At 45.2% G+C, this 26,437-nt stretch carries 15 protein-coding genes and 1 pseudogene; 5 read left to right on the plus strand and 11 right to left on the minus strand.

Annotated elements, in window-relative coordinates:
- Positions 1-173 precede the first annotated feature (173 nt).
- On the minus strand, positions 174-4,658 hold the full coding sequence (locus tag G3M70_10660) for a hypothetical protein (GenBank protein ID QPJ62305.1): 4,485 nt from the start codon (positions 4,656-4,658) through the stop codon (positions 174-176).
- A gap of 1 nt (position 4,659) precedes the next feature.
- Positions 4,660-6,519 (minus strand): BamA/TamA family outer membrane protein, encoded by a 1,860-nt coding sequence (locus G3M70_10665; GenBank protein QPJ62306.1) that lies wholly within the window; start codon positions 6,517-6,519, stop codon positions 4,660-4,662.
- Between the two features lie 1,235 nt (positions 6,520-7,754).
- Between G3M70_10665 and G3M70_10670 the strand changes: the two are divergent.
- The 3 genes and pseudogenes from G3M70_10670 (at position 7,755) to G3M70_10680 (ending at position 11,137) form a co-directional block, all read left to right on the plus strand.
- Positions 7,755-8,720: pseudogene (locus tag G3M70_10670) on the plus strand (class I SAM-dependent methyltransferase).
- A gap of 418 nt (positions 8,721-9,138) precedes the next feature.
- Positions 9,139-10,629: a YdiU family protein gene (locus G3M70_10675; protein QPJ62307.1), complete on the plus strand. Its 1,491-nt coding sequence runs from the start codon at positions 9,139-9,141 to the stop codon at positions 10,627-10,629.
- A gap of 109 nt (positions 10,630-10,738) precedes the next feature.
- Positions 10,739-11,137: a DUF1801 domain-containing protein gene (locus G3M70_10680; GenBank protein ID QPJ62308.1), complete on the plus strand. Its 399-nt coding sequence runs from the start codon at positions 10,739-10,741 to the stop codon at positions 11,135-11,137.
- A 72-nt stretch (positions 11,138-11,209) separates the two neighbouring features.
- Here the strand turns inward: G3M70_10680 and G3M70_10685 are convergent, their stop codons facing one another.
- The 4 genes from G3M70_10685 to G3M70_10700 all read right to left on the minus strand — a co-directional run bounded on the left by G3M70_10685 (position 11,210) and on the right by G3M70_10700 (position 17,707).
- The gene (locus G3M70_10685; GenBank protein QPJ62309.1) at positions 11,210-12,619 is read right to left on the minus strand and encodes a dicarboxylate/amino acid:cation symporter; all 1,410 of its coding nucleotides are present in this window, start codon (positions 12,617-12,619) and stop codon (positions 11,210-11,212) included.
- Positions 12,620-12,665: 46 nt separating this feature from the next.
- Complete coding sequence (locus G3M70_10690; GenBank protein QPJ62310.1) at positions 12,666-13,088, minus strand: nuclear transport factor 2 family protein; 423 nt, start codon at positions 13,086-13,088, stop codon at positions 12,666-12,668.
- 163 nt (positions 13,089-13,251) lie between these two features.
- The gene (locus G3M70_10695) at positions 13,252-16,371 is read right to left on the minus strand and encodes an efflux RND transporter permease subunit (protein QPJ62311.1); all 3,120 of its coding nucleotides are present in this window, start codon (positions 16,369-16,371) and stop codon (positions 13,252-13,254) included.
- Positions 16,372-16,375: 4 nt separating this feature from the next.
- Positions 16,376-17,707, minus strand: a complete 1,332-nt coding sequence (locus G3M70_10700; protein QPJ62312.1) for a hypothetical protein — start codon at positions 17,705-17,707, stop codon at positions 16,376-16,378.
- A 199-nt stretch (positions 17,708-17,906) separates the two neighbouring features.
- Between G3M70_10700 and G3M70_10705 the strand changes: the two genes are divergently transcribed.
- On the plus strand, positions 17,907-18,272 hold the full coding sequence (locus G3M70_10705; GenBank protein QPJ62313.1) for a bleomycin resistance protein: 366 nt from the start codon (positions 17,907-17,909) through the stop codon (positions 18,270-18,272).
- A 178-nt stretch (positions 18,273-18,450) separates the two neighbouring features.
- On the opposite strand, the gene G3M70_10710 is transcribed toward G3M70_10705, so the two are convergent.
- On the minus strand, positions 18,451-19,476 hold the full coding sequence (locus G3M70_10710) for a zinc-binding alcohol dehydrogenase family protein (protein QPJ62314.1): 1,026 nt from the start codon (positions 19,474-19,476) through the stop codon (positions 18,451-18,453).
- Positions 19,477-19,550: 74 nt separating this feature from the next.
- Between G3M70_10710 and G3M70_10715 the strand changes: the two genes are divergently transcribed.
- A complete protein-coding gene (locus tag G3M70_10715; GenBank protein ID QPJ62315.1) occupies positions 19,551-19,994 on the plus strand; it encodes a GNAT family N-acetyltransferase in 444 nt (147 codons plus the stop codon).
- Between the two features lie 14 nt (positions 19,995-20,008).
- Here the strand turns inward: G3M70_10715 and G3M70_10720 are convergent, their stop codons facing one another.
- The 4 genes from G3M70_10720 to G3M70_10735 form a co-directional block, all read right to left on the minus strand.
- Positions 20,009-20,176: a hypothetical protein gene (locus tag G3M70_10720; GenBank protein QPJ62316.1), complete on the minus strand. Its 168-nt coding sequence runs from the start codon at positions 20,174-20,176 to the stop codon at positions 20,009-20,011.
- A gap of 751 nt (positions 20,177-20,927) precedes the next feature.
- Positions 20,928-22,607, minus strand: coding sequence for a FecR domain-containing protein (locus G3M70_10725; protein QPJ62317.1), 1,680 nt, complete (start codon positions 22,605-22,607; stop codon positions 20,928-20,930).
- 351 nt (positions 22,608-22,958) lie between these two features.
- Positions 22,959-24,473 carry a tetratricopeptide repeat protein gene (locus tag G3M70_10730; GenBank protein QPJ62318.1) on the minus strand — a complete coding sequence of 505 codons (1,515 nt, stop codon included), beginning with the start codon at positions 24,471-24,473 and terminating at the stop codon, positions 22,959-22,961.
- Between the two features lie 369 nt (positions 24,474-24,842).
- Positions 24,843-26,411, minus strand: a complete 1,569-nt coding sequence (locus G3M70_10735; GenBank protein ID QPJ62319.1) for a FecR domain-containing protein — start codon at positions 26,409-26,411, stop codon at positions 24,843-24,845.
- Between the last annotated feature and the right edge of the window lie 26 nt (positions 26,412-26,437).

The following is a 26,437-nucleotide window of genomic DNA, read 5'->3' on the forward strand; positions in this document are numbered from 1 at the left end:
CTATGTTTTTATTTCTTCCACGACAAAGTTTCGCTGATTAAATAATTACTAAAAAAATTTAAAACCCTCATTTAGCGACAGGGAACCTCCTGACTTAGGTTTGGAAAATATAAATTTTGTTGAAATAGATGTCTCTCCCTTCCGAGATGTGATTTTTTCTTGTATTTAATACCTTAATAATCCATTTCCCAATTGAGCCCTAATTTTGAATCAGATGTCCCGGTCATTTCTCCTTCTATTTTTAAGTTTGGAGTCACTTCGACCTGAACTTTGGCACCTGTCGACCCGGGTTTGCTTCCCTGGGTGACGCCAACAAAAACTTTGTCTGAAATATATTTTCCAGCTTCCACCTTAGCCCCCCCATCGCCGTCTCCACCAATATCAACAGAATCTAAACCAAGATTTGAGCTGAGTTTATCGGTTATGGAAGGGCCTGACCCCGTAAGACCCGCCAACTCAGCTGCGGAACTAGCTAGTTTGATTGCTTCAAAAGGCGTAATATTTCCCGCGTCTTTGTTAAACAGAAAACGCGAAAGTATTTCATCCTGTGGCATTTGAGGGATGGACCGGTATGAAATAGAAGGCTGAGTGGCGGGGCCGGTTAAAGAAAAAATAATTTTCCATTTTGGATCATCGACCTCAGCCTCAAAATCAATTTCGGGATCTTTTTTGGGAGCGTTTTCCAGGGAGATTATCCCACGTTTGAATTTTAAATTTTTCCCCAGAATCTTCCATAATCCCTGCCGTACTTTGAGTTTCCCATTTGCGTTGGGGGTATTTGTAGTTCCTGTCACGTGAATGTTACCTTGCATTTCTGCTTCCAGCCCGCGGCCTTTCAGATATATCTGGTTAGGTGCGTGAATTTTTACATCCAGTCTGGATTGGATGGGTGGAGTCGAGGTATTCGAATCCTTAGCAGAAGGTTTTTCCGAATGGCCTGATTTTGGTTTTCTCTCTACTTCGACGACAACCAGGTTCGACGGCAGTTTGTCGGGAATTCTTATCTCGGCCTTGTTGATTTCAACGTTTCCTGAAAGAACACTGTTTGAAAGCGGGCCTTTTAAAGTCAGGTCGCTACTCACCTGAGTTTTGAGCATGTCTATAGCTGCAAGGATAGCCTGGTTCATTTTGACGGTGAAGTTGGCGGTGTAATCAATTTCTTTTGTTTTATGCAAGGTGCCTTTGGCTAAAATCACACCTTGCTCAGGTGTATTTGCTGAAAGTCGCTTCAGATGGATGGAGCCCGGGGTGGCTGACAGGTCTAGCGTAATATTCTTTAAGTGTGTCCCAAACTGGACGATTTGATATTCCCCTTCTTTTAAATTTACAGAGCCTGTTAACTGGGGAAATCCGACTGTTCCCTGGGCGGAGCCATTTAAATTTAGATGACCACGAATCCAGTTTCCAGCGCCGACAAGGAAAGGGTTTAACCCAGTGAGATCAATATCTCCGTTTAATTTCCCATTCAAAGCTGCCGAGTTTGAAATGAGTTTGTCCCAATGTGAGGCTTTTAAAATTGGGATAGAACCGTTAAAAGAAAGGTGTCCAATCCTGGGTTGTTTGAAGGCCGCCTGGGCACTTATCAAGTCATTTTTCAAATTAATATCTATATTCCCTGTTCCCATGTATTGTTTTGAATCTTCCACATTAAGAGAATGAACATTGGAAACATTTAGATGGGTTGTTCCATCCGGGTTTGCCGGACTACCGCTGAGATTGACTTGTCCATTCAGTTGCCCTCGTATTTTTAACTCTGGCAAGGCGTGGTCGAGAAGAGCTAGAGGTATTTGATTAAAATTTGCACTCAAGGTTTGTCTGGGAGAACCGAGAAAAAGATCAGCTTGAATTTGACCACCCAGAACACGTAAATCTAAATTGGAAACTTTTGTCACATCATCAGAAAACTCCAGTTTTATAGGATTGACACTTTCGATAGGTGTTTTTCCAAAGGATCCTTCTAATCGAGAAATTGTAAATTCACTTCCTGCACCACTTTGCGACCATTGTCCATTTAAGTTAGCTCTTACAGTTTCCTTGAAATGCCCGGTAGATTGAAACGCCCAGGTTAGATCGTTCATCTTCCCTTTCACCTTACCATTCAGTGTGTCGAGAATTCCTTTGCCGGTTTTCATGCCCTTAAGGATCAGCTTGGAATTGATCTCCGGACTATCAAGAAGGTGATGAATCCGTCCTGTCAAGTTTGCTTTTGATAGAGTGATGGGTGTGTTTTTTCCTACGGATAAATCTGACCCGTTCAGAGAGAATCTCAGGGATTGTTTATACTCTTCAAACGCCGTTACTTTAACTTGGAGCTTGCCGGAAATCTGCTGATCAAACGTGTTTGCAATCATGGAAAGTTCCGAAAACCCACCTTCAATCGAACCTTTAGACAAACCTGACAAGATCGAGTGTGACAAGTTGCCTCTCAACTCCAGGCCAGGGAGAGTGATGCCGAGACCTGAAACATGAACCACTTTTTGTGGAGTTAGGCGGTAGTGGGCTTTCAATTGGGTTTCGAGTCCCTGAACATGTCCCAAAAGCTGAATTGAACCGTTGGGTTGTTTGGCAAGATTCTGGCCAGTTAAGCTGGCCTTTAGGTGTTTCATGCTGATATCGTTGAACTTGATTTGTGGACTTTCCAGTTGAGCTTTTACCTGAATATGTTGAATATTTCCGGTGGCCTGTCCTGTGATTTTGAGTTTCCCAGACACATGTTGGCCGATGGTTTTTTCAATAAAGTTGATTTGGGGGAGGTTGGCATTCCAGTTTGCGAAAAGGTGATTTCTGGAATCGAGCGAGGCGTTTGCTGTGATGGTAACGGGTCGGGCAGAAATGACAAGTTTGGAAACATCTATTTGCCCTTCAGGGTTTCTGGATAGTTTTCCATTTATGAAAACATCCTCTTTGAGGATATTATCCAATTCTGTGATTCCCGATGAAAATCGATTTGTCTTTGCTGCAAACAATGAATTGATCTGTTTTCCTGAATTTGAAACTTTACTCTCTGCAGTCAAGGAAAGGGAGCCGCCGAGCTTGCTGGTTGTGAGATGGTTGAATTGGCTTAAATCTGGAATCTCAACCTGATTGTTCAAGAGAAGGGTTTCTCCCCAGTTAACCAGCCGACCCCTTGTCTGAAGGTTCATATTGGGCACAGTTAGCAGGGCTCTATGAATCAGCACCTCACGGTTTTCCAGGTTGGCTGTCAATTGGATATCAAAATTCGGTTGGGGGCCTAGCAGGTCCAATACTTTTGGGTCCAGTCTCTGCGGATTGACTGCTTTCATATTTGCCTGGACATCCCACGCGGATGAAGAAGCGTTCAGGTGGGTTGCGGGTCTGGCTGTTAAAGACAAGTCAAATGAATCGAGGGTGATGAGCCTGGACTGGGGATGTGTGATTTTCAGAGTTGAGGTAATAACAGGGGATTTAATAGGGCCTTTTGCATTCCCGGACAGGGCAAGCGATTTCCAGTGTACTCCCTGAACCAGTGAATCTCCTACTGTAGATACTTTTAGAAAATAATCGAGGTTCATCTTCGAACCTGGCAGGTCGATTTTTCCTTTTGTGGTTATTTCTCCAAATTTTCCGGATAAATTAAAGGAGCGTAACTGAAGGGCACCGGAAGTTTCTTTGGATACTGCAGAAGAAAAAATGATTTCTTTTCCTTGTAAGGGATGAAGTCGTTTTGGAAGAATCGATTTCAGGCTTCCCTTTAGATTGGTTTTCAAAGTCGAAATATTTTGACTATCGGTTTGGATGGTTGCGTCTCCTTTTAGCCATAAACCTGTTCCTGCCTTCACGTCGATCAGGCACTTCCATTCCTTAATGAGACCGCTACCTTTTATCGTTGCCGAAACAGGTTCATTTCCTCTCAGGTCAAGGAGTTTGCCAAAAAGGCCGCCTGCGGGTTCACCTGCATCCATTGATAGGCGAAGAGAATGGTTAAAGGGATTGAATACGATATCTGCATTTAAAAATGCGGGAGTTCTGTCTATTCGTTTCAGAGCAACTTTTGCAAAAATTCCTTTTTCCAAATCCCCTAAATCGGCTGACCCTGCCAGAGTGAATTGTGCTGATTCGCCCAGAATATTTTTCCCAAGTGATATCTTGCCTATTGCAAATCGATTGAGTGTGATTCCGACAGGTAATTCAAGGTTGAAAGGTTTTGAAGTCTCTAATCTGGTTGCGTTCTCTTCTTGTTCAGCATTGGGCATGCGAGCCAGTGTCAACTGATCTAGAGTAAATTGGTTTATAAACAGCTCTCCTGAAAACAGAGACCAGGGGTTCCAGTTTAATTTGAAACCGATCAAATCCAGCCAAACCCCGTTTTCATCCATTATTTTGAGAGATTGAAACTGAAGAGAGAAGGGGAGGTTGGTTTCTAACTGTTCTAATTCAAATTTCTGTCCCGATTGCGCGGCAATGTTTCTTGCCTGAGTGATGATGATTTCCTTTCCGGAATCGGTTTGTATGCCAACCAGTAGAACGGCCAGAGTCATCAGGAGTGTCAGGCTTCCCCAAAGAAGTGTACGAAACAGAAACCGGGTTACCTTGGAAAAGGAAACTTGCTTTGGCTTTCCCTTGTCTGTTAAGGAACCAGAATTTTTCTTGTCAGAAAGTTCTGGGGGTTCGAATGATTGGGATCGTTTCGATGTCATTTTAAAATGATTGTCCGATGCTAATATAGAAGGCCCAGTCGTCATCAATCGGCCGTTTGTTGACTGGAAAACCAACGTCAAGCCGGAGTGGGCCGAAACTGGTGTAATAACGAAACCCGACTCCTGCCCCCCATTGAAATCCTTCGTCCAGGTCTGGGAGCTCAGAGTCGAATGCATTTCCTCCATCTATAAAAGGAACAACTCCTATGTCACCGATTCGAAGACGAAGTTCAAGGCTGAGTTCCATAAGGCTTTCCGCCCCAAGAGGGTCATTTTGATTATCCAAGGGGCCGACCTGTTGGAATTCATAGCCACGAATAGAGCCTCCTCCTCCGGCATAAAACCGTTTGTCTGAAGGGATGGTCGATTCCATATCAGCAAGAATGCTGCCGACGGTAAAACGCCCTGCGAGAATGGCTCGCCCGTTGTTAAGAACATCCCAATACCCACGGCTTGTCAGAGAAAGGATAGTGAAGCCGGTGCCGGGTCCCACCAGGGTCAGATAAGGAGCAAGTCCGATTTCGTGGCTCATGCCGGACCTGGGGTCAAAATAATCATCGCGTGTGTCGTGGGTCATGGCTAATGGAAGCCCGAGCACACCAAAGGTTTCCAGGCCATTATTGTTTTCAATTTCAGAAAGTTCCGCTGTGACACTTGCTGTACCGCTTAAGGCAGGAGTGAATTGACGTTTCAAACCAAGCGAGCCAAAAACTGCTTCACGTTCGTAGGAATCGAACTTTTCACTGGCAATTGATCCATTGATCAAAAAATCCTGTTTCCGAGTCAAAAACTCCGGTTTCAAAAATTCACCATGAAGTGTTTTGTTTATTTCTTCGAATTCATTGATGCCAATACGGCTAAGGGTTCCAGTGATTTTTAGGCGCTCCCCTTGTCCAAATAAATTCCGGTGGCCCCAGTAGGTTTTTATTTCTCCACCAATGTTATTTGAGTAATTCACTCCAGCTCCGATGAACTTTCTTTTGCGTTCTTTTAAATGGAGAATGACCGGTAGAGTGATCGTTTTGGAAGCATGTTTAGGGGCATTGTCTCGGAATTTCAGTTTAATGGAGGAAAAAACCTCCAATGAAAGCAGGTTGGATTTATAATCTGAAAACTTTTTTGGATTATAAAATTCTCCCCTTTTCCAGGGAGCCAGTTTGGCGATGAAAGCGGGGGACACTGTTTGGGTTCCTTTGATAATCAGTTTTCCCAGCCGAACCCTGGGTCCTATCGAAACTTTAAGAAACACATCCATTGTGTTTTTTTCAGTGTCGATGGTTAGCGTTCGTTTTTTGACAGCCCCGTAAGGGAAACCATTTTTATTTAACCTGGTTAAAATCAGCTTCTCCAAGTCCAGCACTTTTGATGGAATGGAGGGTTCTCCCCTTGAAATAGGAAGCGTGAGTTTTTTAATGAAAGAGGGATGTAGTCCCTTGATCCTAATTTTGTTGAAGCGATATTGGGGACCGGGGGTGACCTTTATTTTTACCTTGTGTTTTATGTTGGAAGGAATCGAATTGGAATTTATTTTTTCCAGAGAAAGCGATCCAATAAAAACTTCAATGGTTCCGGAATAATATCCAAATGATTCGAGAACCTTTTGTAATCGGACCTGATCCTGTTTTGCCCGATGAATCAGACCGGCCGATGTGGCTAGAGGGAGGATTCTTAATTGGGTCAGGTTTGAAGAGTTTTGAAGCATTTCCAGTAAATCTTCTTGTTGCGATCCTTCAAAATCCACTTCATAGTCTATCTCGGTACTTAAAGAAGGGGTGGTGATGAAAAATAGAATGAATAATATCAGGGAAAGTGCAGGTTTGTATTCCCCAGGAAACTTCCAAATGAAATTAAATACTGACATCAAAAACTAAGAAAAAGTTCATAAGGTTCCATTCCATTAGCAAGTTAAGGGAGAGGAACTTTTAGGCTGAAGAACGTTTATAAGTTATAAAATATTAAAAATCGTTGGGTTAATTCTTGGGTTTGAGGCTGTTTTAAAAAGTTATTTTCAGCTTTAACGCACCCAACCCTCTTGGTATGTGAAGATTTTTGAGTAAAGAGAAAGTCTCACTTTAGAGGTACTCTTATACCAATAGCGGTTAAAACGGAAAATGACATGAGGTATTTACTATGATCTCATAGAAATAACTGGAAATCCGGGTGGAAATATCTGAAAGCTCGTGTTGTTTTGTTCCCTGGAGAAAAAGGGGAGTCTTTTTAGCTTGGGGAAGGTAAGGAAAGAACCATCTGGATTGGATATCCAATACTGTTTGGGGGATGAGTGCCAGAGTGGGGAAAATTCCTGTGATGCTTCTTTTCAATCCTCGTGTTTCTATCTCAAAAAACCATATCGATCAAGGTCTGTCTGACGACATGGACTGACAGGAAACAGTAAAACCTTTTTTCAAATCTTTCCAGTTGAAACACGGTCCCATTTTGGTGCCTGGAGAGAAAGCTGTATCCTCAAATTGGGATCATTGTCTCTACGCAAAAACGTTTTGCCTGTTTAAATAAATCAGCTGATTGAGTTTAAGGCGATCAGTCTCAATGCGTAACCTTGCAAAGAAATGGAAAGGGCGCAAAGACTGACTGGGAAAAAGGAATTTGGCCGGTTTAAAGAAATTCCCAGCACAATGAAGTTGGCAATCATTGAGGTGACTAGAACATAAAAGGCCGGGTTTTCCATCTTGTTTTCTCCTGGAAAGTTTTCTTTTGAAGAGTTTGTATTGCTGGTGCTGATTGTTGCCTTGATTTAAAGAAGTGGTTTCCCAGGCAACCGTCGTTACTATGAAATTTAATATCTATTCTTTGGGGATAGAAGGTTTTGTTGGTGGTCTTCCTATGTGTTCATTGTTTTTCATGAATAGATGAGAGGATTCCGATTGTTGAATTGTGTGGACTTTCAACACCTTTATTGGAATCACATTTTTAAAAGTTCCTGGACCCTCGTAGACACGGGTTTCATATAGAGTACTCCTTTTATTATGAAAAGACTGATTTGAATTTCCTTGATCGGTTGCTCAAATCTTCCCCTCCCCTGAAAAACTAGACAGACCGGCCTGTTTTAAGGTCTGGGGAAATTATTGAGGAGGTGCCATGCTGCAAACACAAAAGTTTGATAAAAAGGCATCGGATCAGTTATCTGAAAGTTTAGTTGCAACGTTAAGCCGGGGCGCATTATCCCTTAAGCTTTCTTTGGGCCATAGAACATGGTTACCGGTGGAGTTATAAAGTATGACGCGGAGGATAAATCATATTTTCTGCTTCCTGAACATGCAGCATGGTTGTCGCGGAAGTCTGTGGAAGGCAATATTGCGGTTTTGGGCAATATATTTCGCAGCTGTGTAGCGTCGAGGATCAAATATTAGACTGCTTTAAAATTGGTGGAGGTGTTCCCTATCCATCATTCAAGCGATTCCATGAAATTATGGAAGAGGATAGTGGTCAATCGTTTTTCCCTGTAATTGTAGATCAGGTTATTCCTTTGATGGAATGAAGGAAGCTTTGGTTGAGGGTGTAAATGTTCTGGATGTGGGTTGCGGTAGGCGAAGGGCACTGTTGGAACTGGCAATAGCGTTTCCGGAAAGCCGCTTCACCGGCTACGATCTTTCTCATGAAGCAATCGCCTATGCCAATCAGGAAGTGAAAAGAAGAGGTTTGGCGAGTTTGGATTTCCTGGTCCGGGATGTTTCAAGTTTCAATGAAAAGGAACAGTTTTTTCTGATTCTAGCCTTGGACTCTATCCATGATCAGGCTGATCCGAGACAGGTCCTTGCAAATATTTATCAATCATTAAATCCCAAGGGAAGTTTTATGATGCAGGATATTTCAGGATCCACACATGTTCACAAAAGTATAAGTCATCCCTTGGGGACACTGCTCTATACCATTTCCTGTATGCATTGTATGATCGTATCTCTGGAACAAGGAGGCGAAGGTCTTGGAGCAATGTGGGGCATTGAAAAAGCTCAAGACATGCTTCGGGAAACAGGTTTTAAAAAAGTGAATATCAACCGCCTGGACCATGATTTCCAAAATTGCTATTTCGTGGCACAAAAGTAAAAAAAGAGCTTAGGGGAAAACAAAGTCTGGTTTTCAATTTATTCCTTATTCGATCGAAAAGCTAATAACTCTAACAGGGTTTACTAAGGTGACAAGGGATATTAAAAACGGATTAGTAACTGCATTGGCTACTAAGGATTAGATAAGATTTCTTAAATTGAGGGCGGGAAGTGTTCCGGGAGACGCTGTGATGCCATGCCTTCGTTTCCTTTTAAACTGGTTTGTCATTCACAGCTTTAATACTAATTTTATTACACAGAACGCTTCCCTTAGAAAAACCCTCCTCTGACGAACCTTTGAATTTCAGGTAAAAAGAATCTTTAGCCGTCAAGAATGCATCTGAATCTTGAACGATGTGAATTGAAATTGAACTGATTTTTAAAATTAGTTTTTAATGATAAGGAAAGCTGTAAAAAGAATGGAAACACTCGACTCTAAACAATCCCAGTTCAATTTCGATAACAGCTTCGCCCGTACCTTTGAGGGCTTTTTCGCTCCTTGCGAGGCGGCCCCGGCAATTGCTCCGAAAATATTGCAATTCAACCATGCACTTGCTGAAGAGCTTGGGCTGGACCCGGTTGCACTCGATTCGGAAGCAGGCCAGGCGATATTCTCCGGCAATGAAGTACCCGTTGGCGCCGAACCCATAGCCCAGGTTTATGCCGGGCACCAGTTTGGCGGGTACGCATCTCAACTGGGGGATGGACGCGCGCTGCTTCTTGGTGAAGTGATTGATACAAATCAAAAACGCCGCGATATCCAGTTGAAAGGGTCGGGCCCCACTCCATTTTCGCGGGGCGGAGATGGAAAGGCACCGCTTGGGCCGGTGTTACGCGAGTACCTGATTGGAGAGAGCATGCATGCTCTCGGGATCCCGACGACAAGGGCCCTGGCTGCCGTCGCCACCGGTGAAGATGTTTATCGGGAAAAGGTTTTGCCCGGTGCTGTGCTCACCCGTATAGCCGCCAGCCACATTCGTGTTGGAACCTTCGAATTTTTTGCAAGGAAAGGTGGAGTCGAAAAAGTTCGCGAGCTCGCCGATTATTCAATTGCACGGCATTACCCGGATATAGCCGATGCGGAAAATCCATACCTGGCATTCTTCAAAGCTGTTTCCGACGCCCAGGCTTCTCTGGTGGCCCGCTGGATGAATATCGGTTTCATTCACGGGGTGATGAACACCGACAACATGACGATCTCCGGCGAGACTATCGATTACGGGCCTTGTGCATTTATGGACACCTATCGACCGGGCACCGTGTTCAGTTCGATTGATCGTCACGGCCGATATGCTTATGCGAACCAGCCAGTGATCCTGGGCTGGAACCTGACTCGATTGGCTGAAACGCTGATTCCCCTGGTTGATCCTGTCAAGGACCGATCCATCGAACTGTTGAATGAATGCATCCAGAATATTCCATCACTTTATGAAACACACTGGCTGGCCGGGATGCGATCGAAGATTGGTTTGACGACGGAAGATCCGCAGGATCTGGATTTGATGAACGATCTTTTATGGGTGATGAAAGATGCCGAGGCAGATTTCACTCTTTTTTTCCGCCGTCTCTCTCAGGTCTTGCGGGGTGATTCCGACCCAGTGCAAGAAGTGCTTGATCAGTCCGGTGCCTTTAATGTCTGGGCTCGGCGGTGGGAGAAGCGCCTGGAGAAGGAAGGAACTGATCCGGAGTCTGGTGCACAAACCATGGACCAGGTAAATCCGATCTATATTCCACGCAACCATAAAGTTGAAGAAGCTCTTGCCGCCGCAACCGATAAGGAAGACATGACACCTTTCACGGAATTGCTATCTGTTATAAGTCATCCATTCGATGAAGTTCCAGGAAAAGAAGCTTATGCCGGGCCGCCACCTGTACCCGACCCATCCTATAAAACCTTCTGCGGAACCTGAGTTATCTATTCGTTTTGTCTGTCCAAAAAATGACATCCTGCCAAAAGAAGTTCGATTCCCAGCGTTTCTCTAGTAAAAAGTATGAAGTCTAGTAATGGAGTAAACCTCTATGAAAGGTCTTTTCCTGTTTTCGAGTTCAGTTAAACGAGACCCAGCCATCGACCGTTGGATGAATGAGAGGCCCGATGAGCTTGGCGCTATCGCCCGGCATTGGTTTACGGTGATGAGGGCTTCGGGAGACGATGTCCGGGAGCTATTGCACGATGGCCATCCAACGGCTTGTGTTGGTGAAGCCGCGTTTGCTTATGTCAATGCCTTTAAGGCCCACGTCAATGTTGGTTTCTTCCGCGGAGCAGAGCTCGCCGACCCGGATGGTTTGCTTGAGGGCACTGGTAAATTCATGCGTCATGTAAAGTTGAGGCCCCAAAGTGACGTCGATACCCAGGCTCTGAAGAGGCTGATCGAATCGGCTTACACCGATATGAAGGGACGTCTTAAGGAAGGGTAACTGGTATTGTATGAAATGATTTACCTTATGAATTTGATCATTACAAAAAACTGAAAATAAAAAACCGGAGTTTTATAATGGGATTTTCTCGATACCGGTTTCAGAGAGATCCACAGGTGTGATTCGCTCTGAAAAAGGCGCTGCTGATCCCAGTAAGACACAGGCCGCCAAATCACCAGTGAGGTTGACGACTGTTCTGCTCATGTCCAGAATGCGGTCTACCCCCATGATCAAAACAAGTCCTTCTGTTGGGATGCCAAAGTCACCTGCAATATTTCCAAGGATGACCAATCCCACCCCCGGTGTTCCGGGTGAACCGATGGATGAGGCCACCAGGGTAACGATAATCAGTGATAATTCTCCAACTGAAAGTTCAATATGTGCCATCTGGGCTAAAAATATAATGGCAACGGCCTGATAAAGGGCGGTTCCGGCCATGTTAACAGTGGCTCCCAGTGGTACGACCAGGCTGGCAATACTTTCCGGAACTTTCAACTTTTCGACCGCGGTTTTAATCGACAATGGCATCACAGCAGCAGAACTGGATGTTGAAAACGCCAGTAGCTGGGCTTCCGCGATGTTTGAGGCGAAGGTTAGAGGATTTTGTCGACCAATGATTGTAACTAAAATGAAATAGGAAGCCAGGAGGAGAAACAATCCTGACAACACGGTTAAAACATAGACTCCCATACCAACAATTGTGTCAAACCCCACATTTGAAATCAGTTGCGCCATAAGACCAAAAACCGCCCAGGGTGCCAGAAGCATGGCCCATTTGACAACGGTCATGGAAACTTCCATTATGGACTCCATCCAGTCCAGAAAAGGTTTTACTTTTTCTCTGTCGGCTGTCGTGCAGGCAATCCCCAGCAAAATAGAAAAAATCACGATCCCTAACATTTCGCCTTCCGCAAGTGCGGCTAAGGGTTTTCTGGGAATCAGCCCCGCGATCAGTTCTGGGACACTGGAATTAAGTGGTTCTTTTTTTTCAAGAGAAGGGGCTGGAATACTGGGTTGGGTACTGGTGCTTTTAAGTTCAACGTAAGAACCCGGTTGGATGGTCAACCCTAATGCGATTCCCAAGGCCGCTGCAAGAGCAGTGGTTGCAACCACAAAAACCGTGAATTTCGCCCCAATGGTTTTTAATTGTTCCCCACTGGAGGACTGGCTCAGGCCAATTATGATGGAAGCCAGAACCAGAATACTGACCACCATTCCAATCAGCCCTAAAAATAATTTACCGGGAAGGGCCAACCAACCACCTATCTGATGGGCTTTTTCAGGAGGCATCCATCCCAGATCCGGTCCTAATATGGCCCCAACAATAACCCCGGCAATCAACCCAATTATTACTTTAAGCCACAATCGGTTTTTAACCAGACTTTCGAGGCGTTCGGCTAAACCTCCCAAAAACTCTGTTGTGGTATCGACTACAAAAAAATTTTTCCCTTTAAATGTTGGAACAATATTGAAACCAATCATGGATTATGTCCCAGGAAAAAAGAAGCGGAAAAAGGGTGGGGGCTTTTCAGTCTTCATGCTTTTCCATCGTAAAGGGGGCTGAGGAATGCATTTGGGTAATTAACCAGTTGTTTTTTTCTTTTACAAATACTCCAGTTAACCGCAGCATCAAGTTAATTTCCTGGTCTTCCCAGGCAAGCCTGGCCTCAAGGTCAGAAGAAATCCAGGCCACTGTATCCTTTTCGGAGACCATCAAATTATGGTATTTCAAAGAAGTTATCTTCTCTTTCTGGTTTAGACTTTGTTCGATCCTGGATCGGATATTTTCCCGGCCGATTTGTTTTTCCTCCAGGCCGGAATTTATCAATGTCGTGTCCGGTTCTGGTGAATAATGGGTGATCACGTCATCCAACTGACCTTTAAGATACGACTCAAAATATTTGTCCAAAACATTTTTAATTTCATCTCTGGTCTCTGGGCTAGCTTTCATATTCTGTCCTGCTTAAATGGATATAATTAATACTCTATTATAACGCAGATCAAAAAACGTAGATGCCTGCTGGAAAAAAGGATTTTTTTTCAAGATGGATATGCGGACGAATATGTCCGGTCGTTTTTATAGAAAATCTGGCGTCTGATTAATTAGGATATTTCTATTGCCTGGCTCCAGCGGGTTTTCTTCCAAAATCAGATAGTATGGAATACAAGCAGGGCACGACGATCAAAACAAGTCCGGTGGAGGCGATGAGCCCGAAAACAAGACTGGTCACCAGGGGAGTGAGCACCTGTGCCTGCAAACTTTTTTCAGCCAATAGAGGCAATAGGCCAGCAATGGTGGTGAGGGAAGTCAGTAACACCGCCCGAAATCGTTGACGACTGGCCTGCTTGGCTGCTTCGACGACTTCTTTTCCTTCCTCGACTCCCATACGAATAAATTCAACAAGTAATATGGAGTCGTTGATAACGACACCGGCCAGCGATACAAATCCCATCATGCTGACCGTTGAAAGATCGAGCCCCATCAACACGTGTCCCCAGATGACGCCGATCAATGAAAAGGGTATGGCCACCATAACGATCAAGGCCTCCACGTAACTTTTCAGCTGGAAGCTTAAAAGGATGAACACGCCAAATATTCCGAACATGAACGCCTTCATCATGGATTTTCCAGTTTTACCGGTTTCTTTTTGCTGACCCTCCAGCGAATAAGTGACGCCGGGATACTTTTGGATCAATCCCTTTAAAAAACGCTTTTCTGTATCTTTGATGACTTCCTGTGCATTGGTGACCTGAGGATTGATGTCGCCTTGAACCGAAACCGTGCGTTGTGAATTTACCCGCTGAATCCGGGCAATGCCCCTGCCTTGCTCCAGATAAGCCACCTCACCCAGAGGGTAAAGATTGCCTTCCGCATCGGTAACGTAAAAATTTTCCAGATCTGACAAGCTGTTCTGATCCTGTCTGCTCACCTGAACATCAATTTCATACGATTCTGAACCGACCTGGATTTCATTTGCGGTTCGCCCAAACAAGGCAGCGCGTAGTTGGCCGGCGATCATGGAAGAATTGAGCCCGCGGGCTAAGGCCCCAGGTTTCATTCGAACCTGAATTTCCGGTTTCCCCGGTCGCAAATCATCCTGAAGATCAAAAACGCCTTCGTATTGTTTCAACCAGGCAAGCAACTCAAGCGATGCACGTTTCATCTGAGTCAAATCTTCCCCTTGCAAACGGATATCGATGGGCAATCCTCCCGGTCCAATAGCCGGTTCTTTGTAAGTGATATTGATAACCCTGGGGATGGATCCGACTTCCTGTCTCCATTGCCCTGTAACTGTTTCCAGATCCGAGGTGCGGATTTCTGCTGCTAACAGATCGACGGATACAGTGGCGACGTGAGGGCCGGTTTCGTGAGCATCCAGATTTTGACTGTAATGAACCACTACATTTTGAATGAGGTCCTGGTTTCCGGGTTGCCTGGGTTTCAGGTTTGTATTCACCTGCATAATGGAATTCACAACATGTTTCACAATGGATTCCATTTCCTCAAGTGGAGTTCCCTGTGGGGCAAGAATCCGGGCCTGGAGGACGTCACCATCTATTTCTGGGAAACCCACGATCTTGACTCGACCTCCACCGATCATTCCCATGGAAAAAAGCATCACTGCAATCAAAAGTCCAATAAACAAATAGCGCCATTTCACAGCAGAGTCGACCAATCTTCCGAGAACTTTGTGCCGCACCTTTTCAAACAAGGATTCAAATTTCACTCTGAACAAGTTGCGTTTGTTGTGGTCGTAGTTTTTTAAGGAATGGACCAGATGATTTGGAAGAATGAAAAAGGCTTCTATAAGACTGACACTGAGTGTGAGGAGAAGTACCACAGGCAACACCCATAAAACCTTTCCCATTTCTCCTTCAAGCATGAGGGGGATGCTGCCAAAAACCACCATGGTTGTTATATAGGAAGAGAACACACCCAACGTCACCTGGCCGGTTCCTTCAACCGCGGCATCCAGTGAATTTTTACCCTTGGTTAATTGGGTCATCACATTTTCCGAGATGACGATCGCATCATCCATCAATAGTCCAAGGGCAAGCAACAGGCCGACCATGGTCAGCATGTTGATAGAAAGGCCGAAGCTTTTCATGAAAAAGAAAGTTGCCATAAAGGACACGGGTAATCCCATGGCAACCCAGAAGGAAAGACGAAAAGTGAAAAACAACCATAATGTAATGAAAACCAGTATTAATCCCTGAATCGCATTGCGGCTCAACATGGTTAATCGGTCCTTAATAATGTCGGTTCGATTCTGGGTCAGGGAAAAACTGACTCCGGGAGGTGATGCCTGTCTTTCCTGTTCAATAAAATCCCGGATCACCTTGATGATGCGCAATGAATCTTCAGTGGTGAGTTTCTGGATCTTGAGTAACCCGGCACGTTTTCCATTAAAAAGGATTTTCTCCTCCTCATTTTCAAACAGGTCGGTAATAGTCGCTATCTCTCCCAGACGCACTTCTTCGCCGGTGGTTCGCGAAATGATCAGCAGGTCTTCGTACTCTTTCAAGGTCCGGCGTTCATCTTTAAAACGGACGGAAATATCCGAGCCAGGGGTTTCAAGTGTGCCAGCAGGCAAATCAATATTCTGCCGTGCGATGGCATCGCTGATTTCCACAACACTCAAACCGTATTGCATTAATGTGGCCGCAGGTATTTCCACGCGGAATTGATGTTCGGAGAAACCAGAAATTTCCACCAGCGAAACCTCTGGCAAAAGTAAGAGGCGGTCTTTAAGGGCTTCGCAATACAGTTTGAGATCTGAAACCGACATGGGACCCGACACCGCGATCGATACAACCGAATCCGTTCGTCCCAACTCCCGGATCACGGGGACTTCTGTCTGGTCAGGAAAGTCATCGATGGCTTCAACTTCCGTTTTGATTTCGTCCAGGAAGCGGCCGATATCGGCATCTTCATACATCTCCACTTCAACCCGACCCAGGTTTTCCCGCGATTCACTTTTTATTTCGAGGACATTGTTGACGTCGCGGACCGCGTTTTCTATCCGCTGGCTGACAGCTTCTTCGACCTCTTCTGCAGTGGCGCCAGGGTAGGGAACGGAGATCTCGACTTTGGTTGCAGCAAAATGGGGGAAGGTTTCGCGTTGAAGTTCACCGATACTGATGAAGCCAAAGAACAGAGCGATGATCATCAGAAGATTGGCCGCCGTTGGGTGACCGGCGAAGAAACGCATGAATTGGAGGTGGCGACCCATAGCGTCAGCGTTTCCCGGATAGTATATTTTTAATTTTGGTATCTTCTTCAGGTTTTAATAGCATGCCGTCAATCGCAGGAACGATATCGTGGGTGATCACTTTTTCTCCCCGTTTAACACCGGAATCAATTACAGCCAGGTTGCCCTGGAAGAATTCGATTATTACGGGGCGTCGCTCCAGCCTGTTTTTTGAATTGACCACATACAATTTGTTCTCATGGATAGCGGTGCGGGGAACCACTTTCTTTTTTGCCAGGGGTTTACCTGAAAGCTGAACTTCAACGTACATGTTCCTTTCAAGGGGAGGGCGCCGTTTTTTACTGTTTTGCGAATAAGGATTGTCAACGGCAATAACGACACCCATCGTTCCGGTTCGCGGATCGGTTTCGCTGAATCGTATAAACCTTCCCTTCCACTTGATGATATGGTCGCCTTCTTTCCGTAAGATGATGGCCTGCAAGTCAATATCATCCTGATAGTTTTTCGAGCGAGAGGTAGAGTTTGTATTGGGGGCGAACATCCAGCGTGGCACAAAGTTTCGCAACTGGAATCCAGGGATCTGCGCTTCGATTTCTACTAAATCAATACTGCCCAGTTTGGTCAACACCTTGCCCGCGGAAACGGCCTGACCCACTTCGGCGCTGACTTCTGTAACTCGGGCGGGAAACGGTGCGAAGATGGTTGTTTTATCCAGAACGATTTCGGCATCTTCCTTGCGCATAGTTTGGCTTTTTAATGTGGCTTCCAGTGCCTTACGCTGACTGGGCAGGCGGTCGAGTGAGCCGATATAATTTTCTACCGTATTCATCCTTGCCAGGAGGTTCAGCTTTTCCTTGTCCAACTGCGATTGAGCGATGATCCCTTCGTCAGCGAGCTTTTGCTGGCGTTGCAATTCGTCACGGTTGATCTCGAGAGCCTTTTTTTCAGTTTCCAGTTTTCGGAGTGTTTCCTTTTCAACTTGGTTGAGTTCCGCCAATTGCGCCTGGGTGTTCAGGATATCCGCTTCGTATTGCTGGACCAGAAGTCGACTGGAGTCTGGTTCAATCTGAAAGAGGAGATCATCGGCAGAAACAAAATCTCCTTTTTTTAAAGGTTCGCGCATCTGGGTGATGCGCCCGGAGACTTCCGCCACCGCTTCCCAGGTTTTTCCCGGTTGAACGTAGCCGTAACCTGACGCCCGTGGAATGAGATCTATTTGTGGAACCTGGATGTATTTAACAGTGGTTGCACGTTCCGCAACCGTCACCTGCCTGGGTTGCTGGCGTGTTCCTACCAGATACATCATGGCGAATACACCCAGGGCGATACCGGGAATAATGAGGAGTTTTTTGAACATCAAGACTCATAGCCGGGTTGGTCCGGCGACCTCTAATTTATTGATTCTTTATGGTTTAGCGTGTTTGTAATTGTACCACAAAGCGCTTGTTGAGCAGTAGGGTAGGTGGGGAATAATTAACCGGCTAAAAGGGGTTGTGTATAATCCAGACAGCCTTTCAAGTTTGAAGATAAAATTAGAAATCTTTTTGGGATTGAAAATGATTCAGAAAAGCATGTTTGTTCTCGCGGTGCGGGACCTCGAAGCGTCTATCACTTTTTATCGCGATATTCTCGGGTTTGAAGTAAAAGAAATCGGGGACGATGGATGGCGAATTTTTGAAAAAGATGCGTGTCAGATCATGGCAGGGCATTGTCCCGATTCTATCCCGGCTCACGATTTGGGGGATCATTCCTATTTTGCATATTTGATTGTAAATAATATCGATGAATATTTCGCAGAGGTTAAAGGAAAGGGCGTGGAGTTAATAAAAGACATCAGGAACGAGCCATGGAATATGAGGGAGTTTGGCTTGCGAACAAATGATGGGCACCGGATCATGATCGGGCAGGAGTTAGGGAAATGATGGAATTTTTACCCCAATGATATAAAAATTTACCTTGGAGATTAAAACAATTCAAGGGTGATGGGATGAGTTTTCTATCGTTAAAAGTATTAATACATCTGCTACTGATTTTGAAACTGTTACCACAGGAAAAAGTTTAAAAAAATATATTTTTATCAGTTCGATTTTTATTCGGTTCTCACTTTTCAGGCCAATCGGCAAGAACGATCTTACCGATAGTCGCTCCCTGTTCGATCAGAGCATGTGCTTTGCGCAGATTGCTTGCATTGATAGGACGTATGACGTTATTGGTTGTGGTGACGAGCTCCCCCTTTTCCACAAGGTCCGAAATTCTGTTGAGCAATTTCTGTTGTTCAATCATATCCTCCGTCTGGAACATGGATCGGGTGAACATGAACTCCCAGGTAAAGGAAGCGCTTTTGCTCTTCAGTAAACCGAGTTCAACCGGTTCAGATGTTTCGACAATGGAGCAGATACTGCCTTGCGGGGCAATCGCTTTTGCCATAGCCCCCCAGTGCTGGCCTGTGTTGTTGAGGCAAAGAATAAAATCAACTTGGGGCGTTTCAATGGCAACTAACTCTGCATCAAGAGGGTTCCGGTGGTTGACTATTAGATCGGCACCCAGCTTTTTGGACCAGGCGGAAGACTCCGGACGGGAAGCGGTAGCGATCACTTTAAGTTTTGCCAGTTTTTTTGCCAGCTGGATTGCAATGGACCCAACCCCGCCAGCACCGCCGATGATGAGAATCGATCGCCCCGCATCTTTCCCTTCTGATGAAATACCGAGTCGTTCGAACAAGGCTTCCCAGGCCGTAATGCCCGTGAGTGGCAATGCTGCGGCCTCTTCAAATGAGAGTGATTGAGGCATTCTTCCAACAATGCGCTCATCGACCAACTGAAACTCGCTATTACTGCCGGGCCGTGTGATATCGCCTGCATAGAAGACCTTGTCTCCAACGGAAAAGTGGGCCACATCTGGACCAACCTCAATCACTTCACCGGCGGCATCCCAACCCAATACCTGCGGCGTGGTTGCAATGTCTTTTCCGGGCGCCCTCACTTTGGTGTCGACCGGATTCACTGAAATGGCCTGGACCTTTACCAGCAGATCCTTCCCGGCAGGTTCCGGACAATCCATTTCGACATCGACCAGTGATTGTTCGTTTTCAATAGGTAAGTACTGGTATAACCCGACAGCTTTCATGGCTGGATCCCCTGAGTTAAGATAAGGAAAAGTTTGTTTTTTCCTTAATTCCTTATTAAAAGAATAGTGTCGCTATGGCTAGTATTAATCCGCCCAATGCTCATGATAAATCAGATTGGCTGAAGTTGTGGCAAGGTTATCTTGAATTTTATAAATCCGATTTGCCAGAAAAAATTTCCGACCTCACCTGGGAACGTTTTTTTGATCCAAATGAACCTGTATTCAGTTTGGGGGCTTATGAGGGCGAAACCATGGTTGGATTTGTGAATTACATTTTGCATCGATCAACCTGGTCCGAAAGTCACTATTGTTATCTGGAAGATATTTTTGTTTCCCCTTCCAAGCGGGGCAGGGGTATCGGGGGGCAACTAATCAGTGCAGTGCAAGACTGTGCACAAGAGGCGGGATGTGCACGTCTTTATTGGATGACACATGAGGACAATATAACAGCTCAGATGCTTTACGACAAAGTTGCCAGGAAGTCGGGTTTTATCCAATACCGTTTACCACTTGAGTGAAAAAATTTCCGTCTTTAAAAAGTGGTGCCGGCGGACAGGGAATAAATATGTTCTGCGAAGTCGTTTGCGGATAGGTTGGAATCGCTGTTGATATGCTGGAATTGAAAGGTGATATCGAGGAAACCTGGAATCGGTTGGACGATTTTAAATGAGACCTGGTTGACGATGTCCTGGTGTTCCATTCCAATCAGTGGTGTGATGGACTGGAAATCCTGATAAATATATTGGTAGTTGGCTCGGACTTTGATTTCCAGGTTTTCGAGCTAAGGTATCAAGTGGTCCCCGCCAATTGAAAGGTTTTGAGCGACTTAGGTGGATTGCTGGTCGCGTGTGATTTTACCTTCAGGTGAGATAAGAGAACCAGATCATCCCTTCGCCTTCATCCAGCGTTATTTAGTTGGATATCCGCAGGGTGTGGTTTTGGCCATCACGCTGTGGAATCGCAAAGGAATCCTTTATGGTTAAAGCGTATTAAAGATCAAGTAGCCAGTTTTACATAACTGAGAAAAAAAGGCCGGATGACAGCGTGTGGGTCTTTTCGAAGTCGAGTTCTCCGAGTTTTATATAACTGAAGGAATAGCCAATATTAGTTTCAATTTTTTCAAATTCCTTTGTCAGAGTGAGGGACCCTGTGTGAATCTGCATGTCGAATGAATGCAGGGTATCGTAAATACTCTGAAAGAAACCGTAGTCAGCCTGTAGGTTGAATGACTCTGCAGGAGACCAGTTGTAAAACCAGGAAAACTGGAAAAAGTGAGAAGGTTTTCCTCGCCGGTTGGCAGGTTAATGTCGCTGAGTATGACATTGTCATTTATTAAAGCCCCTGCCCGAAATCCCGCCTGCCAGGTTTTGCCTTGATCCTGACGGGCGATTGTTCCCAGGAAATCCTTCTTATGAGGTAAGTGGTTATTATTTAATCCTTACCCTGCCAATTCAATTGCCAATGCCAATTCCGTTACCAATACCATTAACAATGCCGTTACCAAGTCCATTTCCAACCCCATTCACGATTCCGTTGCCATTCAGGGCCGGGGAGTTTGAAGTGGTGGAAATGGCCTGCATTGTGGTTTCCTTTACAGCGTTTTTTGCCATCTGTGTTGCGGAAGCTTTGGCTGCATTTTTGGCTACCGTTTGAGCAGCCTCTTTTGCTGCTGATTGGGCTGCATTTTTCGCTGCGTTCTTGGCTACCGTTTGAGCCGCTACTTTTGCTGCGCTCTTGGCAGCCATTTTTGCAGCATCCTTGGCCGCCATTTTGGCAGCGCTTTTAGCCGCTAGTTTGGCAACCCCTTTTGCTGCGTTTTTTGCTGCAGACTGGGCTGCTGATTTAGCAACAATCTTGGCTGCATTTTTGGCTAAGTCTCCAACCATTTCATTTCCAATTATCCCATTCGCAAGGATTTTGCTCTCAATATTTTTGAGCTTGGCGAGTTTATTTTCCAGACTTTTTCCTTTTACGTTAAGCCCTTTGGCCAGTTTTTTCTGAAGCCCCTTTGCTTTGCCAATCCCGTTATTTACTTTTGCCTTGTTGTTGCCTTTGTTGATGGATTTTCCAAAAGCCTTTCTATTTCTAAAGTCAGCTTTTGCAGCTTTCATAATTTTGGCCATTGTCATTTTCGGCCGGTTTTTCATTTTTTTATTCGGATTGGTCTTCTGGAAAACCCTGTTCATCAAAGCCGCATCAGCTTGCTGTAACCCTATGGAAGAACCATCTTTTGAAACTTCGTGCATGGTGCCGGCAATTACAAACTCATGCTTACCTTCTTTGCCATTGGGCAGGCGGGGGAAGGTTTCGACCTTGCCTTCGAGCCCCACAATCCTTGTTTTTCCTCCCGGTTCTACAATGGTCACAAACTCAGTGCCTCTAACCCCTGCAACGGCCACTGGAGTGATGACCCGAAACATGGAACCTTCAGCTTTCCCTTTGGTGACTTTGAAACGGACAGCTCCAAGTGCAACATTCACGATAGTCTTCCGGAAGTCGCGCTCAGGATCATAAACATGTTCGGTGATATTGACGACTGCATCCTCACCCAGGGACATGGTGCTGCCATCATCAAAAGTGAAGGTGATCATTGAGTTCAGGTCTGTTTCCACCCGGTCCTGCATAAATACGGGTGCCGCTATTTCGGATTGATTATAGGATTCTTCTTCACCCCGGAACTGAACTGCACGGCCCTGGAGCCCTGTGGTGAGGCCGACATCGGCTGTGCTGATGATCTCTGCTTCTTTCAAGTATTGCTTTTGTTCAAAAATGGATTTCCCCGCGGGTTGATCGGAAAAGGCATAGGTGATGCGCACGAATTCCTGCTGCGATAGAGGCTGGTCCGGATTTTTGCTGGCCAATACGTTAAAACCTTTCTCTTTCAAATTATGCGCGATCTGTCCATACAAATCCTCATCAGACAGTGCGGATGCATTGGAAGGAATAACCGAACTCTGTTTCTGGTTTTTTACCATGAGTTTAATGAATTCCATGCGAGTGACTTCATCTTCTTCACGGGCAAACGAAAAACCAGGGGCCGCCAGAAAAGAGGCGATGAGAATTGCGCTTAAGATCTTTCGGGACAGTCTCCCGATTTTTTTATTTGAAGTATTTATTAATAACCAACTCATTTTTTCCTTGCCTCCACCTACGTAGGGAAAAATTTGATTAATATTTGAAATTGGCCCATCTGGCCTGTGCATCATTACTAGAGCAAGGTTGGTGCCATATTGATTTACATTGAACTTATTTTCTAACTTATTGAAAATAAAGGGGAGTTCTTTTTTCTTTGAAATTCGATGATAGTGCCTGTAGATCATTTATTTATTAAAGGTGGTACATTTTTTATAAACATTTACACCCTGGAATGTATTCCAGGAGGGGTATTAAAATGCATTTAAACGTAAGAATTATTTTTATAGGGAGGATAAAAACAGAGTAGCCCTGCTGGTTTGAAAAAAGTATGGCGAAAACAGGGATGTTTAGAAAGAGGCGCCGGCGGAGAGGCTGAAGACATTCTGGACGTAATCGTTCGCCAGGAAATTGGAAGCGCTATTCATGTACTGATACTGGAATATGATATCAAAGTAGTCCATAACGGGTTGGATGATTTCAAACGAAACAGAATTTCTGAAATCTATGCGCTCCTCTCCAATAAAAGGAGTGATAAACAGATAGTCCTGATAGGTGAAATTATAGCTGGCCCGGATTTTGGTTTTTAGCTTTTCCAGGCAGGGGACAGGGTGTACTGCACCGACAGAAATATTTTGAGCGACATAAGTGACCTGGGGATCCCGGGTCACATCCGCTTCTGGTGCATAGGAAATCCAGGCCAATCCACCGTCATCATTCAGCGTGAAATAGTTGGATATGCGCAACGAATGGTTATGACCATCGCGCGCCGGAGCACTGACAAATATCTTGGAACTCAGGAAATAACTGAGGTCCACATACCACCAATCTTTCAGGGTAAAGCTGACACCGGAATTGAATGTGTGGATGTATTCAAAATCGATTTCATCCAGTTTTATGTAGTTGAAGGTGTAGCCCATTTTCAAGTCGACATCTTCAAAACTTTTGGTGGCATTCACAAAACCTGAATGGATTTGCATATCAAACTGGTGCAGGTTGTCATAAATGCTTGTGAAAAAATCATATCCAGTGTCCAACGTGAATGTTTCAATGGGTTCGAACTGATAAGACCCGGAAAATGAATAGAACGTCAAAAGGTCGCCAACCCCGGTCGTTAGATTTAAGTCTGTTAAGGTGACGTTGTCGTCTATGGACGCACCAGCACGTAAAGCGACTCGCCAGGGCTTGGGTGGTTTCTGGCTTTCTATCAGGGACAGGAATTCGCGTGCAGAATTGGCTGTATTGGATTCGGGGTTGGTCTGTATACAAGCTTCAAATTGTGCTTTTGCTTCTTCATACTGTTTGGCTTTGTATCTCAATAAACCTATATTGAATTTGGCCAGTTGTTCAAAGTCGGGATCCATAGACCCCGCCATATTAAAACTGTTGATGGCCTGATCCACTTTTTTCAGACCCTGTAAAGCCAGTCCTTGAAAAAACAGGGCCGCGCCATTTCCCGGGTCCGCGTAAATAACTTTATTAAAACTGGAAAGGGCCTCGGAATAATTTTTCCTGTTGTGGTGGGCAATCCCAAGATCCATATAGACCTGGGAATAGTCTGGATTGATCTCCAGTGCTTTTTTAAAAGCTTCAATCGCCTCGCCAAATTTACCGACCTTGTTCAGGCTTGCTCCCAGATAATAATAAGCTTCTGCCGGAGGAGAGGCCGATTCGAGCAAACCGGATTGAAGATCTCTAATGGCTTTGGAGAACAGCCCCTTTTTATAATTTTCGATCCCGGATTTAATGGGGGTGGTTACGGTTACCGATGCGGATGACGGAAGGGGGGCTCCAATGAAAATAACCGCAAAAAATAAAAGGCAGGAAAACAAAAAAACGCCTGCCAGATTATGTCGGGCCGACATAATACCCCTCCACCAAAAAAATAGAATTAGCCGTTAGATTTTAACAGCTTAGCGATTATAGACCATTTTTCAAGCCAAATATGCCGAATTAATTCCTGTAAACCATTGAAATATTTTGATTTTTTCCAGGCAGGGCAAGTTGGGTTAGCGGAGCATTAAATTTTTCAATAGTTTATAGGTTTAAGTGGATTGACTCTATCAAGCTAATATAAAAATAAAAAAAACAACTATTTGGGTAATGAGAGACGGTATAGTTAAAAAAAAACGGGATCCCCTTTTGACTGGGTCCCGGTGCTTGTATGAAGATTAAGAAAGCTTTACGGTCCTAAACCAATTTCTATACCTTTCCCCTTCCCTTGTCCTTTGACGTTAACAGGGCGGGATTAAACAACCCCCACCGCCAATTCCACCGCCACCGCCAATTCCCGGTAGGGAAATTCCACCACCACCGCCAATTCCCGGCAGGGAAATTCCACCGCCACCTCCAATTCCCGGTAGGGAAACTCCACCTCCAGCACCAATCCCTCCACCGATTCCGCCGCTAACAACACCGGCGCTGGATTGACTCAAGCCTCCTACAACCTCCCCAATTGATTGGCCTGTTGCACTCACAGTGCTCGGGTTGCCACCAGGATCGGCGATTCCTCCAAAAGTGTTTGCGGTTGTTTTGATCACATCTTTTGTAGAAGCTTTTATTGAATCTTTTGCGGCCTGTATGGCGGCCTCTTTAGCTGCCTCTATTGCAGCAATCTGGGCAGCACCTATTGCAGCAATCTGTGCAGCATCTTTTGCGGCCATCTGTGCAGCATCTTTTGCGGCCTCGGTCGCTGCGGATTGCGTTGCAGCATCGCTCGCTGCTGATTGCACTACATCATTGGCTAGGATGTTTGCCGCTTTAAGGTCTGCTCCTGTTGCTTGCATGGCTTTTGCCAGGGTCATTCCGGGTTGTTCAGTCAATGTTTGATCGGGACTTGTTTGCTGGATTACATTGTTTAACGTGGCGGCATCTGCTTTCTGCACCCCCGAAGAAGCACCGTTTTCAGAAATACTGTTCATGGTTCCTGCAGAAACCATTTCGTGTTTGCCTTCCTTGCCATTGGGAAGTCGGGAAAATGTTTCGATCAGGCCTTCAATCCCGATAAACTTTGTGTTGCCACCGGGTTCAACGATAGTCACAAACTCGGTACCCCTGACACCCGCAGTGGCGACCGGGGTCAGCACCTTGAATATGGATCCCTCGGCTTTACCTTTGGTGACTTTAAAGCGAACCGCACCTAAAGCCACATTCACGATGGTCTTGCGAAAATCTTTATCTGGATCGTAAATGTGCTCTGTAATGTTGACCACCGCATCTTCACCCAGTGACATGGTGCTGCCATCGTCAAAGGTAAAGGTGATCATGGAATCGAGATCCGTTTCCACCCGGTCCTGCATAAAAACCGGTCCGGCCAGTTCGGATGAAGAATAGCCCTCTACCTCATCGCGGTATTGAACGGCACGTCCTTGCAATCCGGTGGTGAGGCCCACATCAGCAGTGCTGATGATGTGAGCATCTTTTAAATATTGTTTTTGGTCGAAAAGGGACTTCCCTGCGGGTTGACCCGAAAATGCATAGGTGAGGCGGACAAATTCCTGTCGGCTTAAAGGCTGGTCCGGCTTCTTACTGTCGAGAATATTAAATCCATTCTTCTTAAGGTTTTGCGTCACCTGTTTGTACAATTCGTCATCTGAGAGCCTGGCCGCATTTTGGGGGACCATTTTACTGGTGCTTTGCTCCTTGGCCATGAGCCGGATAAACTCCATGCGAGTCACTTCTTCTTTTTGCCCCAGGGAGTAAACGGGAAATGCGAGAAACGCGGCAACAAAAAAAGTCCCAAGCAATTTACCTAAGGGAAGTCGCTGTCTTTTCAACGAGTTTTTTATGGGTAATTCATACATGTTGTTTTGACTCCAAAACATCGCAG

Source organism: Candidatus Nitronauta litoralis (assembly GCA_015698285.1).
Taxonomy (GTDB): Bacteria; Nitrospinota; Nitrospinia; order Nitrospinales; family Nitrospinaceae; genus Nitronauta; species Nitronauta litoralis.

Excerpts from the sequence above, each read along its gene's own strand:
- G3M70_10660 (QPJ62305.1), bottom strand. The coding sequence starts at position 4,658 with ATGACATCGAAACGATCCCAATCATTCGAACCCCCAGAACTTTCTGAC.
- G3M70_10665 (QPJ62306.1), bottom strand. The coding sequence starts at position 6,519 with ATGTCAGTATTTAATTTCATTTGGAAGTTTCCTGGGGAATACAAACCT.
- G3M70_10675 (QPJ62307.1), top strand. The coding sequence starts at position 9,139 with ATGGAAACACTCGACTCTAAACAATCCCAGTTCAATTTCGATAACAGC.
- G3M70_10680 (QPJ62308.1), top strand. The coding sequence starts at position 10,739 with ATGAAAGGTCTTTTCCTGTTTTCGAGTTCAGTTAAACGAGACCCAGCC.
- G3M70_10685 (QPJ62309.1), bottom strand. The coding sequence starts at position 12,619 with ATGATTGGTTTCAATATTGTTCCAACATTTAAAGGGAAAAATTTTTTT.
- G3M70_10690 (QPJ62310.1), bottom strand. The coding sequence starts at position 13,088 with ATGAAAGCTAGCCCAGAGACCAGAGATGAAATTAAAAATGTTTTGGAC.
- G3M70_10695 (QPJ62311.1), bottom strand. The coding sequence starts at position 16,371 with ATGGGTCGCCACCTCCAATTCATGCGTTTCTTCGCCGGTCACCCAACG.
- G3M70_10700 (QPJ62312.1), bottom strand. The coding sequence starts at position 17,707 with ATGTTCAAAAAACTCCTCATTATTCCCGGTATCGCCCTGGGTGTATTC.
- G3M70_10705 (QPJ62313.1), top strand. The coding sequence starts at position 17,907 with ATGATTCAGAAAAGCATGTTTGTTCTCGCGGTGCGGGACCTCGAAGCG.
- G3M70_10710 (QPJ62314.1), bottom strand. The coding sequence starts at position 19,476 with ATGAAAGCTGTCGGGTTATACCAGTACTTACCTATTGAAAACGAACAA.
- G3M70_10715 (QPJ62315.1), top strand. The coding sequence starts at position 19,551 with ATGGCTAGTATTAATCCGCCCAATGCTCATGATAAATCAGATTGGCTG.
- G3M70_10720 (QPJ62316.1), bottom strand. The coding sequence starts at position 20,176 with ATGGAACACCAGGACATCGTCAACCAGGTCTCATTTAAAATCGTCCAA.
- G3M70_10725 (QPJ62317.1), bottom strand. The coding sequence starts at position 22,607 with ATGAGTTGGTTATTAATAAATACTTCAAATAAAAAAATCGGGAGACTG.
- G3M70_10730 (QPJ62318.1), bottom strand. The coding sequence starts at position 24,473 with ATGTCGGCCCGACATAATCTGGCAGGCGTTTTTTTGTTTTCCTGCCTT.
- G3M70_10735 (QPJ62319.1), bottom strand. The coding sequence starts at position 26,411 with ATGTATGAATTACCCATAAAAAACTCGTTGAAAAGACAGCGACTTCCC.